Origin of the sequence: Halomonas sp. IOP_6 (assembly GCF_021151565.1) — a bacterium.
Taxonomy (GTDB): Bacteria; Pseudomonadota; Gammaproteobacteria; order Pseudomonadales; family Halomonadaceae; genus Vreelandella; species Vreelandella alkaliphila.
Window position 1 is genome coordinate 404,337 of sequence record NZ_JAIRBO010000002.1, and the last position, 12,447, is coordinate 416,783.

A 12,447-nucleotide genomic window follows, 5' to 3' on the forward strand; every position below is an offset into this window, starting at 1 on the left:
AAACGTAAAACATGAGAATACGATGATGCGACGCTGTCCGCTATGCAATACGCCTAAACCGGCCCTTTATCACCAAGACCGTCGCCGCGATTACTACCAGTGTGCCACGTGCGCCTTGGTGTTTGTGCCTGCCGAACAGCACTTAGATGCACGTCAAGAAAAAGCAGAGTACGACCAGCACCAGAATTCGCCGCATGATACGGGATATCGGCGTTTTTTGGGGCGTTTATTTGCCCCGCTAGTGGCTAAGCTGCCACAAGATTCCCATGGGCTGGACTTTGGCTGCGGCCCAGGGCCTACGCTGTCGGTGATGTTTGAGGAGGCGGGGTTCGCGATGGCGGTTTACGATATTTTTTACGCCCCTGACGTTGAAGTACTCAACCGCCAGTATGACTTTATTACTGCCACCGAGGTGTTAGAGCATCTTGCAAGGCCAGGCGAAGAGCTTAGTCAATTGGTCGAGAAATTAGTCCCTGGGGGCTATCTTGGGGTAATGACAAAGCGTGTCAGTACTCCAGAGGCATTTGCCCGCTGGCACTATATAAACGACCCGACGCATGTGTGCTTTTTCAGCGAAGCGACGTTTTGTTGGATAGCCGAACGTTGGGATATGGCGGTGGAGTTTCCAGCGGCGGATGTGGTGTTGCTTCGCCGCTGACCATTATCTTGATGACCAGGTGCCATAACACATCACTTATGCCATCTGGCCGATGGCCTTGCGAAAACGAGACAAAGAAAAAGCGAATAGAGCGCTACCGATCAACAGTAGAAGCAGAAACTGCGGCCACACTACGTTTATTCCCGCACCGCGATAGAGGATTGCCTGACCCAGTTCGACGAAGTGAGTGGTTGGGGCAAGCAGCATGATGTGCTGGACAATTTCCGGCATGCTTTCGCGTGGTGTCGTACCCCCGGATAGCAGCTGCAGCGGTAACAGTACCAGTACCATCAACATGCCAAACTGTGGCATGTTGCGTGCTAGGGTGGCGAGAAAGATACCCATAGACGTGGTAGCGAAGAGGTGAAGTGCTGCCCCCACGGTGAACAGTGCCACCGAGCCTGCTATCGGTACCTGTAAGGCCCAACTAACGACTAAATAGAGCGAAAGCAGCGCAGAGATTAGAACCACTAGACCCATTGACCAGACCTTGGCCAGCATAATTTCTGTCGGGGTGACTGGCATTGCTAATAGATGCTCAATGGTGCCGTGCTCGCGTTCGCGTATCAACGCTGCGCCAGTGAGAATGATAGAGAGCATGGTAATGTTATCAATGATTGACATCAGCGACCCGAACCAAGCTTTTTCGAGCCCTGGATTAAAGCGCGCTCGCAGTACTAGGTCGACGGGTGGGGCACTATGATTGCGGTAACGTTGAGTAAACTCGTTGATCTCGTCCATGACGATTTGCTGTATATAGCCATTGCCAGTAAAGGCTTGGCTCATGCGTGTGGCATCAATATTGAGTTGAATCTGAGGAGCGTGGCCAGCCAGCACGTTGCGCTGAAAATCGGGAGGTATATTGAGGACGAAAGTGTAGTGGCCTGCATCGAGTCCAGGGTCAACCTCATGAAGTGATATCTTGTCTGGGGTGGCGAATTGGGGGGGATAGAACGCCGTGACAATACGAGATGACAGCGGCGAGTTATCTTCATCGACGATAGCGATGGGAGCCATGTGCAGACTTTCGGGCAAGGCGGTCGCTTTGGTGTAGACCGAGATGCTGCACACGTAGGCGATCAGTATTAGCATAATCGGGTCGCGGATAAGGCTCCATAGTTCCTTGACGCCCAGCCGGTAGATAGTCAAGACACTATGCATCTCAGCGCTCCTGGTTTTTTAACAGGAAAATAGAAAGCCCCATGATTGTTGGAACTGCGATCAACAGTGGTACAAACAGGGTATAGAGGTCACTAAGCCCCAGCGCTTTGCTAAATACACCGCGAGTGATGGTTAACATGTAGGAGGTGGGGTAGATGGTGCCAATGAAACGCCCCACGCCTTCTAGTGAACTGACCGGGTCGATCATCCCTGAGAACTGCACGGCGGGAATCAACGTCCCGATGATGGCGAAGAACATCGCTGCGATCTGGCTGCGCGTTAAGGTCGAGGCGAGCAGCCCCATACCCGTAGCGATAATGCTGTAGATCACTACTGCTAGCAGCAGCGTCAGGAAGCTGCCTTTGATGGGCACACCAAATAGCGTGACCGCGAGTAATGCCATCAGTAGAAAATTGATGATAGCGAGAGCGATATAAGGCAACTGCTTGCCGACTAGAAATTCGCTACGGGTGACGGGTGTGACATAGAGGTTGATGATCGATCCCAGCTCTTTTTCCCGCACTACGGCCAGAGCGGTCAGCATCGCCGGTAGCATCATTAACAGTAGTGGGATGACTGCTGGCACCATGGCTGGCAGGCTTTGAACATCAGGGTTGTAGCGAAAACGGGTTTCGACATTAGCAGCGGGGGCACTGAAATTAGTCGCGGCTTGCCCTGCTTGCTCGAGTAGCCACTGTCGATGGATACCCTGCACGTAGCCGCGTGCGGTTTCAGCACGCTGGGGCATCGCACCGTCAATCCAGGCGCCGATTTCAACCTGGCTTCCTCGCTTCACATCACGGCCAAAGCCGGGAGGGATTTCAATGGCTAGGGTGAGTTTGCCACTGCGCATGCGCTTGTCCATATCTGCGTAATCAATCAATGGCGGCTGTTCGATAAAATAGCGGGAGCCGGATAGATTCAGAGCATAGCTATTGCTCAAGGTCGTCTGGTCGCGGTCGAGGATGGCATAGCTGAGATCCTCCACGTCCAGGCTGATGCCATAGCCAATGACCAACATCAGAATTAGCGAGCCAAGCAGGGCGAGGGTGCCGCGGACCGGGTCGCGGCGAAGCTCCAACGATTCTCGCCAAGTGTAGCTAAGTAGACGCTGGAGACTAAAAGCGCTGTGTTTTACCGCGTTATGAGGCATGGAGGGCGGTAATGCGGCCTCTGGAGTGGACGTTGTCTCGGGGGGGGCTTGGTCCTGCTCGCCGGCGCCAGCTTCGGTCAAGTAGCCGATGAACGCCTCTTCCAGAGTCGCTGCCCCACGTTTTTCCACCAGTGCTGCTGGCGTGTCGCTATCGAGTACTTGACCAGCGTGCATCATCGACATGCGATCACAGCGCTCGGCTTCATTCATGAAGTGGGTAGAAATGAAAATGGTCACCCGGTCACGGCGAGCTAGCTCAATCATGAGTCGCCAGAAGTTGTCGCGGGCAATGGGATCAACCCCGGAGGTCGGTTCATCCAGGATGAGTAGCTCGGGCTTGTGAACCATTGCCACCGCCAGGGACAGACGCTGACGGATGCCTAGTGGCAAACTTTCCGGCAGGCTGCCGCGTACCTCTTGTAGGCCGAAGCGTTTCACCATCTCATCCACGCGGGTGGCTATCTCCGCTTCAGGGACCTGGAAAAGGCGGGCGTGCAAGATTAGGTTCTGCTCAACGGTTAGTTCGCCATACAGTGAGAACGCCTGGGACATGTAGCCCACGCGGCGGCGGGTGTCGATATCGCGGGTATCCACCCGTTTGCCGAACAGCCACGCCTGGCCTTCACTGGCCGGTAACAGACCAGTAAGCATCTTCATGGTGGTTGATTTGCCACAACCGTTGGAGCCAAGAAAGCCGAAAATCTCGCCACGCCGGATCCGAAAGCTGACGTGGTCGACGGCGACAAAATCGCCAAAGCGCATGGTGAGGTCCTTAGCCTCGATGGCGATTTCATCGTCATCTTGCGCCAACGGCGGAATATGCACTGGTGCATAGTCGCGTTTTTTCTCTTCCGGTAGCAAGGCGATAAAGGCAGCTTCCAGGGAACTGCTGTCAGTTCGCTCTAGCAACGCCGCCGGCGTTCCGGTAGCAAGAATTTTGCCGTCATCCATGGCCACTAGCCAGTCGAAGCGCTGGGCTTCATCCATGTAAGCGGTTGCTACCACTACACTCATCTGCGGTCGTTGGCGACGAATACGCGCGATCAATTCCCAAAACTGGGCGCGGGCCAGTGGATCGACGCCAGTGGTTGGTTCGTCGAGGATCAATAAGTCGGGGTCATGTATCAGCGCACAGCACAGCCCCAGCTTCTGTTTCATACCGCCGGAAAGTTTGCCTGCTGGACGGTTTAGGAATCCGTACAGCCCTGTACTACGGGTCAAATCGTCGATTCGGCGACGTCGTTCGATATTCCCATGGCCAAAAAGGCGAGCGAAGAACTGCAGGTTTTCTTCTACTGAAAGAGTTGGGTAGAGGTTCTTGCCTAATCCCTGGGGCATATAGGCAATGCGTGGGCAAATGCTATCGCGATGACGCTTACTGGACATATCGCCACCGAGCACTTCAACTTGCCCTTCTTGGACAGCGCGCGCTCCAGCAATAAGCGCTAACAGGCTAGATTTTCCAACGCCATCAGGCCCTATCAGCCCAATCATACTGCCCGCAGGAATTTCCAGGTCAATGCCCGCCAGGGCAACCTGCTTACCGTAGCGCAGTTGAATGCCAGATAGTGTTACTACCGCTGGCGATGAGGGCGGTGTCACTATCATTGCGGTACCCGAATAGCCAGCTCAGCGGGCCACTCGGCGTCGGGGTCGAGCTTGACCCAGGTTTCTCCAGGGACACCGGTCTTAACTTGCTCAAGATGACGTTGTAGAAGGTCTCGATCAATCTGTGCTTTCACTCGGAACATCAATTTTTGTCGTTCCGAAGCTGTCTCTACCGTCTTAGGCGTAAATTGTGCAGTGCTGGCAACAAACGAGATACGTGCCGGTATGACTAGCTCAGGTGCCGCATCTAGAATAATACGTGCCTCGCTGCCCAGGGCCACACGACCTGCTTGCTCGGCAGGAAGGAAAAACGTCATGTGTACGTCGCTAAGATCGACTAGGTTCAGCACTCGCCCCCCGCTTGGAAGCACCTCGCCGGGTTGGGCAATGCGAAATTGCACACGCCCTGCACGAGGCGCAACCAATTGACTATCGGTGATGTCTGCGTCGATACGCGTGATAGTGGCTTCGGCGGCAGTGACTGCAGAGCGGGCTCCTGTCACCTGGGCGCGAGCCGCCGTGATGGCCGACTGTGCAGCATCTACCTGGGCGTTAGCGGCGGCAACAGCTGCTCGTGCACTATTGACCCGAGCGCGATCATCATCGAGTTCTTGTGCTGAAGCGGCTCCTTCCCGCGATAAGGTTTCTGAGCGAGCCAAGCGGCGCTGAGCCGCATCAAGTTCACTTTCACGCTGAGTCACTACGGCCTGGGCGGCGAGATGGTCGCTTTGGCGCAGAGCAACTTGCGCTTCTGCGCTGAGTACAGCATTGAGTGCCTGTTGATGCTGAGCTATTGCCTCGTCGCGCTGAGCTTCCAGTACCTGGATCTGCATGCGCGCCAGGGGTTGGCCAACGGTGACAAACTCGCCTTCATCGACCAGTACTGCGTCAACACGTCCAGGAAGCTTGGTGGCGATATCTATTTCAGTGGCCTCGATACGCCCATTGCCGCTAGCGAAGTCTTCCCCTAGGCCTTCGTCGCGTAACTCAGTCCAATAGTAGTAGCCTCCGGCAGCAATAAGGGCTACCCCAGCGGCAAGGATCAGTTTCTTAAGTGGAAAATGCATATTACGAGGCCCCAGTGTCATTCAGCATGAGGTGGAATAAGGGCAGAGTTGCTTACCACAGCAACTGATCCGCCGCCCAGGGCGGTATATAAAGCCACTCTGGCTGACAGCAGTTGGCGGCGAACCTCTACCCGCTGTTGTTCCGCCGATAGCAGGTCGCGCTGGGCATCCAAAACTTCTAGGTAGGGCACCGCACCGCTTTCATAGCGCAGCATGGCTAAGCGAGCGCGTTCACGCTGCACTGCTAACATGTCATTGGCAGTTTCCACTTGTTCAGCTAGCCAGCGGTTTGCGGCCAGCGCGTCAGCAACATCACGGAAAGCTTGCTGGATGGCTTGTTCGTATTCGACTACCGCTTGTTCTCGGCGCAACTCTGTCAGAGTCAGGTTGGCCCGTCGGCGACCGCTATCAAAAATGGGCAGTGACAGGGTGGGCGAGAAATTCCATGCTTGGCTATCGGCTCCTAGCAGGCCGTTCAAGTCGGCACTTGCCGTGCCCAAGCTCCCGGTCAGCGCGATACGCGGGAAGAAAGCTGCCCGCGCTGCGCCAATATTGGCGTTGGCAGAGCGCAGCAGGTGCTCGGCTGCGCGAATATCAGGTCGGCGGATCAGTAAATCTGATGGCAGCCCCGGCGCGAGAGGGGCTAGAGTATCCTCCGCTATTTTATGCTCATCACTTGTTGCTGTTTCGATGGGTGAGCCAACCAGTAGTACCAGGGCATTTGCCTGCTGAGCATGGGCTTGTTCCAGCTGAGCGCCTAGTGCCTTAGCCTGCTGCAGCAACATTTCAACCTGGGTGAGTTCCAGTGGTGAAGTGGCGCCCACTTCTACGCGCCGGGTAAATATCCGCAGTGATTCCTGCCGACTGTCGATGGTGCGGCGGGCTAGATCCAAGCGTTCATCTAGCTCCTGAAGGCGGAAATAGCTATCGGCAACCTGAGCGATTAGGCTGATTTCGGTGGCACGCCGCGCCTCGTCGGTGGCTAGATACTGCTCGAGGGCAGCCTCATTAAGGCTGCGTACTCTCCCCCAGAAATCTAGTTCCCAGGTGCTAAAACCAATACCCGCCTGGAACCGATTGCCAATCAGCGTATGGCCGCTAGGGCTCAGGTCAGAAGGGGTGCGTGAACGCTCACCGGCGGCTTCCACACCAAGGGTAGGTAGCAACTCAGCACGTTGAATGCCGTAGGCAGCACGTGCCTGCTCAACACGCAATAAAGCACCACGCAAGTCATAATTGGTGGCGAGTGCCTGTTCTATCAGCGCTTGTAGCTTGATGTCGGTAAAGTAGCTGCGCCAAGCAATATCAGCATCAGCAGCCGTTGTTGGCATGCCCTCATCTGGGTAAACATCGGGTAATGTTGCTTCTGGCACCGAGTGAGGTGGTGCCAGCGAGGTACAGCCAGATAGGCCCAGGACTAGCAGCATGATCGCTAAATATGCCACCTTGTCTTTTTTCTTAGGGGCGAGCCGATATTTCATGCGAATGACCGCAGGTAAGGGGGCGAACATATTGGGCATCTGATTGGCCATAGCAAATAGAAAGGAGACCTCTCCGTGTCAAGGGTGTCGATACAATGCGTGTGTCTCAGCCTGGGAAGCGTAAGTATGGCACTGTTTGTTCTAGCATTTGTTGATGTAGGGCAAGAGGGCTCATGACAGAGCCACCGCTTTCAATATCGGATGCTTTCTGGTGAGTTGCAAATGCGCTTCTCACTATTGCCGATTACACTGGCAATGGATAGCGAAAAAAACTGGTGAAACCCACGGAACGAGTGTAGATTCGCCGCCCGATTCTGCGGTTGGAGTTTTCTCCAGCCATGTGTTAGCCCTGTAGGGGGCTTTTATTCTGCGAGGCAAGATAGCGATATGTCGCGGCAACTGCTAGCCATGGCGTTAGCGCCCTTATTAGGGCTGTTTATTCTTGGGATTGGCAATGGCTTTCTCGCCACGCTGATCTCTGTGCGGCTAGACGCTGCGGGTGAGTCGGCAACGGTGATAGGTATTGTCTCCTCGGCTTACTTTATTGGCTTAGCACTTGGCGCGCTATTCAATGACCGCCTGCTGCTGCGCATAGGGCACATTCGTGCATACGGTAGCTTCGCCTCGTTGGTCGCTGTCACGGTGCTATTGCAAGGGCTGTTTTTCGATCCTTGGGCGTGGTTTGTGCTGCGTTTAATTGGCGGCTGGGCCACCGTGGGCGTTTATTTAGTGATTGAGAGTTGGTTGCTGACATCAGGCGAGCAGAAAGTACGTGGCCGATTGCTAGCGATGTATATGATCTCGCTATATGCCGCGGGCGTGATTGGACAGTTGCTATTAGGCGTCACCAGTGCCATGGGGGTGACAGCGCCCTTTATGGTGATTGGCCTATTGGCATCGTTATCGGTGTTGCCCATGGCCATGATTCCGCGGGTGTCACCCATCATGGAACACGCTGAGCCGCTACCGCCGCACCGCTTGATTACAATGACGCCAACAGGGGTAATGGGGAGTTTAGGGTCTGGCATGGTGGTGGCTGCTGCCTACACCTTGCTGCCATTGTATTTGCAGCGCATTGGTATGAGCGTCAACCAGGTGGGGCAAATGATGGCCGTCGTGATTCTTGGCGCCATGCTGCTTCAGTATCCGATTGGACGCTGGTCTGACCGTCACGACCGCCAAATCGTATTGATCGCCATCAGCACTTTTTGTGTGGTGATTTCTGCAGCCATGATATGGCTTCCGATGTCGACCCCCTTACTGGCGGCGCTGCTGTTTTTACTCGGTGGCGGTGTCTTTGCGCTTTACCCGGTGGCGGTTAGCCATGCCGCCGACCGTGCTCCGGCGGGAGCGCTGGTACGTATGAGCCAGGGCCTACTATTGATCAACTCTATTGGGGCTACCATCAGCCCGCTAATGATTTCTCCAGTAATGACCGCGATGGGCGATGCTGGGTTGTTCTGGGCGTTTGGCTCGCTGAGCCTGTTTTTTGTTGTATTTTTCAGCTGGCGACGCAGTGTGCGGCCAGCGCCAGTTCCTGTGGCTCCCTTTACACCGACAACGCCGATGACCGCAGCAGGTGCCGAGCTAGTGGTTACTGAGGAACTGATGCAAGGCGCGCTCGAGCACGAGCACCTTGAAGACCTTTCTGATGTTGTACCTGACGTGGATGCTGTCGAACCCATCGTTGGCCCACCCTCAGAAGATCAAACCCATATTGTTTATTACGATGATGTGGAAACTGAGGCGCGTCGATAGCCAGTGCTGGGAGTGAGTGAAACGTAGCCAAAAACGTAGCCAAAAACGCAGCTAGCGGACTGACGTTAATTCAGCAGGTGAGACCTTGGGCTAATGGTGTGATGAAAGTAGTGAAACTACTATTCGTGATAGTGTTTTTACTAATTGCTATTTATCACCGATTTTCTCTGAGGTTTCGCCATGAATTATTATGCCGCGCCGGTACGCGATTTACGTTTTGTACTCGAAGAGCTACTCGCGCACCGCTCGCTTGCACTGCCTGGCTTCGAAGAAGCCACGCCCGACTTGGTCGAGGCGGTGCTGGAAGAGGCAGCAAAGCTTGCAGGCGATGTGTGGGGGCCGCTAAATAGTGTCGGTGATCGACAAGGTGCTAAGCGCCACACCGATGGCAGTGTCACCACCTCAGAGGGTTTCGCAGCGGCCTATCAGGCATATGTAGAAGGCGGCTGGAACGGCATTGGTGTTTCTGAAGCGTTAGGCGGACAAAACCTACCTGAGGTGGTCGCCAGCGCTGTTCAAGAAATGCTTCACGGTGCCAATATGGCCTTGGGTCTTTGCCCCATGTTGACGGCAGGTGCAATCGAAGCACTGGCGCATCATGGCAGTGAAACGCTAAAAACGACCTATCTCCCCAAGCTCGTTGAAGGTATCTGGACAGGTACCATGAACCTGACAGAGCCTCAGGCAGGCTCCGACCTTTCTAAAGTACGGACCAAAGCCATCCCTGAAGGCGACCATTACCGCATTAGCGGCCAAAAAATCTATATCACCTGGGGCGAACACGACGCCGCCGAAAATATCATTCACCTTGTGTTGGCGCGAAAACCCGATGCGCCCGAAGGCAACAAGGGCATTTCGCTGTTTCTAGTGCCGAAGTTCATGGTTAACGCAGACGGCTCGTTGGGCGAGAGCAACGACGTCACCTGCGCCTCTATCGAGCATAAACTGGGCATTCATGGTTCGCCTACCTGCACCTTAAGCTTTGGCGAAAACGACGGTGCTATCGGGTATCTGGTGGGTGAAGAGGGACGTGGTCTTAACCACATGTTCACTATGATGAACGAAGCGCGCCACAAAGTGGGTATTCAAGGTATTGGAGTGGCTGAGCGTGCTTGCCAGCATGCGTTTGCTTACGCCTTGGATCGCACTCAGGGGCGAGCGCCTAAATCTCGTGGTGGTAAGGAATGTACGATCAGCGATCACTTAGATGTGCGCCGGATGCTGCTCTCAATGCGTGCCCGCACCGATGCCCTTCGGGCTCTGGCGCTTTACTGCGCTGGCCAGCTTGACCTTGCCCGACACAGTGAAAGCGACAGCGAGCGCCAAACTGCTCAGGCATGCGCCGATGTACTGATCCCTATCGTCAAAAGCTTTTCGACCGACCAGGCCGTGGATATCGCTTCAATGGGTATTCAGGTACATGGCGGTATGGGCTATGTGGAAGAAACGGGTGCCGCCCAGCTACTTAGGGATGCACGAATCGCGCCTATTTATGAAGGCACGAATGGCATTCAGGCCCTCGATTTGGCGGGGCGTAAGTTACAGCGTGATGGTGGAGCCGCGTTATCTGCGTTAATTGATGAAGTGCAAAAAACCGCTGAGACACTGCGTTCAGAGCCTAGCCTTGCGGGTATGGGCAGTGCGCTGGCGGTCGGTGCCGATGATCTGCGTGCTGCCATGCAGCTTGTGCTTGAGCAAGGCAGTGACCCGGAAACTGGCCCAGATGCAGTGCAGGCCTATGCAACGCCGTTGCTCAACCTAGCTGGCCATGTGCTATGTGCTTGGCAAATGGGCAACGCTGCACTTCACGCGACCAGAGCGCTGCAAAAAGGCAGCGATGAGCCGTTTTATCGCGTCAAGTTGTCCAGTGCCAACTTTGTTATCACCCAGTGGCTGCCTGCTGGCCGCGCGCAACGCGCGGTTATCGAAGCGGGTATGCAGTGCCTGAGTGATTTCGAATTAACGCCATAAACCACCGACAAGCTTAAGTGCTTTAACCACTTATTTCCGCCGACCCATTGGGTCGGCGGCTTACGTTAAGACGCAATGAAACGGTCGTTTTAAAACGTATCATTGTGCTTAACCGCGCCAGTGCGCCTATGCGTATCGTTGCGCTGACTCTTTTTCCCGGTTCACAACAACATTAATGACTCAAACCAAGGAGTACTTCATGCAACTTAAACACCGCCAGCACGGCGAAGAGCAGCCCTACTGGCCCTTAGGGCCGTTTAAAGTGCGGCTCCCCTTTGTCCATTATCGCTGGGAAATGGCGGAGATGATTCAAGGGCTCATCATGTTTGTGGTTAGCCTGGCGATGATTCCGCTTTTAGAGCAGTACCTTGGTTTACCTTATGATGTTGCCTTGGCTTATGTGGTGGTGTGCGGCGTCGGCTTTATGCTTCCTGCGCTGCTAGGCGTGCCCATGGTACCTGGTTGGATTACGCCTGCGGTGCCGGTGGTGTTAGCCTTCCTAGGAGATTTTGAGCCAGGCCCAGAGGCTATTCAGGCGCTGTTTGCACTTCAATTCTTGGTCTTTTTAATCTTCTTAATTTTAGGCGTCACTGGGCTGGGCCGTAAGCTGGTCCACTTGGTGCCTAACTCCCTCCAGGCAGGCATTATTATCGGTGCCGGTATTGCGGCTATTACTGGTGAAATACAGCAAGGTGGGCGCTTAGCTGAGACCCCGGTGTCACTGATCGCTGGTATGTTAATTGCCATATTTATGCTTTTTTCGGCGGCCTTTAAGCGCTGGGTAGAAGATCACGCGATCATGCGCAAAATTGCCAACTACGGCATGGTGCCAGGCATGATTATTGCGATCCTGGTGGCTTGGGCGATTGGTGAGTACCCGCGCCCTACTATTGAGTGGGGGATTACCCAGCCGAACTTCACCGAGATGTGGAACTACCTACCCTTTACGGTCGGCTTTCCTGGCGCTGATGTCTTTATGCTGGCCATACCCACCGCGGTGATCGCCTACGTCATCGCGTTCGGCGATATTGTCGTCGGGCGGACGTTGATGTCTCGTGTTGACCATATTCGTAGCGATGAAAAAATCGACTACAGCACGGATCGTATCCACCACGTCACCGCTATTCGTAACGGCATGCATGCTTTCTTTGCTCCCTATCCTGGTTTGGCGGGCCCGATCTGGACTGCTGTAACGGCCACCATGGCAGAGCGTTATAAAAATGGCCGCCATGCGATGGAATCGATTTATAGCGGCGGTGGCACTTTCTGGATTACCGGCTTTATTGCGCTATTCACCCTGCCATTGGTCAGCATGTTTCAGCCGGTGCTGCCCATTGCACTTTCGCTTACTCTGCTGCTGACTGGCTATATTTGCTTAATGGTGGGTATTGAACAGACTAAAACCACTGCTGAGCGTGGCGTTGCAGGCACGATGGCCGTCGTTCTGGCTGTATATGGTGCAGGGTGGGGGTTAGCCGCTGGAGTCGTACTGTACGTGTTAGTGCAAAAAACAAATATGTTCGGGCGTGAGCCTTCGGCTACCCAAGACGCGGAAGAGCAAGATCAGCGCTAACGATAAAGATGACCAAC

8 protein-coding genes are annotated in these 12,447 nt (G+C 54.6%); 4 read left to right on the forward strand and 4 right to left on the reverse strand.

Features of this window, described 5'->3' with window-relative positions; genetic code table 11:
• Window positions 1-22 precede the first annotated feature (22 nt).
• Window positions 23-658: a class I SAM-dependent methyltransferase gene (locus K7H08_RS05385; protein ID WP_038482247.1), complete on the forward strand. Its 636-nt coding sequence runs from the start codon at window positions 23-25 to the stop codon at window positions 656-658.
• A 36-nt stretch (window positions 659-694) separates the two neighbouring features.
• Here the strand turns inward: K7H08_RS05385 and K7H08_RS05390 are convergent, their stop codons facing one another.
• From K7H08_RS05390 to K7H08_RS05405, 4 genes are read right to left on the reverse strand one after another with little or no spacing between them, the layout of a single operon-like run.
• Window positions 695-1,819, reverse strand: a complete 1,125-nt coding sequence (locus K7H08_RS05390; protein WP_095602474.1) for an ABC transporter permease — start codon at window positions 1,817-1,819, stop codon at window positions 695-697.
• A 1-nt stretch (window position 1,820) separates the two neighbouring features.
• Window positions 1,821-4,580 (reverse strand): ribosome-associated ATPase/putative transporter RbbA, encoded by a 2,760-nt coding sequence (gene rbbA / locus K7H08_RS05395; protein WP_231657399.1) that lies wholly within the window; start codon window positions 4,578-4,580, stop codon window positions 1,821-1,823.
• Window positions 4,577-5,647 (reverse strand): HlyD family secretion protein, encoded by a 1,071-nt coding sequence (locus K7H08_RS05400; RefSeq protein ID WP_038486553.1) that lies wholly within the window; start codon window positions 5,645-5,647, stop codon window positions 4,577-4,579. The genes rbbA and K7H08_RS05400 overlap by 4 nt, the downstream gene beginning before the upstream one ends.
• 17 nt (window positions 5,648-5,664) lie before the next feature.
• Complete coding sequence (locus K7H08_RS05405) at window positions 5,665-7,167, reverse strand: efflux transporter outer membrane subunit (RefSeq protein WP_231657400.1); 1,503 nt, start codon at window positions 7,165-7,167, stop codon at window positions 5,665-5,667.
• 348 nt (window positions 7,168-7,515) lie between these two features.
• Between K7H08_RS05405 and K7H08_RS05410 the strand changes: the two genes are divergently transcribed.
• From K7H08_RS05410 to K7H08_RS05420, 3 genes are all read left to right on the forward strand, one after another.
• A complete protein-coding gene (locus K7H08_RS05410) occupies window positions 7,516-8,886 on the forward strand; it encodes an MFS transporter (RefSeq protein ID WP_038482256.1) in 1,371 nt (456 codons plus the stop codon).
• A 180-nt stretch (window positions 8,887-9,066) separates the two neighbouring features.
• Window positions 9,067-10,857 (forward strand): acyl-CoA dehydrogenase, encoded by a 1,791-nt coding sequence (locus tag K7H08_RS05415; protein WP_231657401.1) that lies wholly within the window; start codon window positions 9,067-9,069, stop codon window positions 10,855-10,857.
• Between the two features lie 199 nt (window positions 10,858-11,056).
• Entirely contained in the window at window positions 11,057-12,430 is a 1,374-nt protein-coding gene (locus tag K7H08_RS05420) for a solute carrier family 23 protein (RefSeq protein WP_231657402.1), read from the forward strand.
• Window positions 12,431-12,447 lie beyond the last annotated feature (17 nt).

Coding starts and splice junctions, on each gene's coding strand:
- K7H08_RS05385 (WP_038482247.1), top strand. CDS start 23: ATGATGCGACGCTGTCCGCTATGCAATACGCCTAAACCGGCCCTTTAT.
- K7H08_RS05390 (WP_095602474.1), bottom strand. CDS start 1,819: ATGCATAGTGTCTTGACTATCTACCGGCTGGGCGTCAAGGAACTATGG.
- rbbA (WP_231657399.1), bottom strand. CDS start 4,580: ATGATAGTGACACCGCCCTCATCGCCAGCGGTAGTAACACTATCTGGC.
- K7H08_RS05400 (WP_038486553.1), bottom strand. CDS start 5,647: ATGCATTTTCCACTTAAGAAACTGATCCTTGCCGCTGGGGTAGCCCTT.
- K7H08_RS05405 (WP_231657400.1), bottom strand. CDS start 7,167: ATGCCCAATATGTTCGCCCCCTTACCTGCGGTCATTCGCATGAAATAT.
- K7H08_RS05410 (WP_038482256.1), top strand. CDS start 7,516: ATGTCGCGGCAACTGCTAGCCATGGCGTTAGCGCCCTTATTAGGGCTG.
- K7H08_RS05415 (WP_231657401.1), top strand. CDS start 9,067: ATGAATTATTATGCCGCGCCGGTACGCGATTTACGTTTTGTACTCGAA.
- K7H08_RS05420 (WP_231657402.1), top strand. CDS start 11,057: ATGCAACTTAAACACCGCCAGCACGGCGAAGAGCAGCCCTACTGGCCC.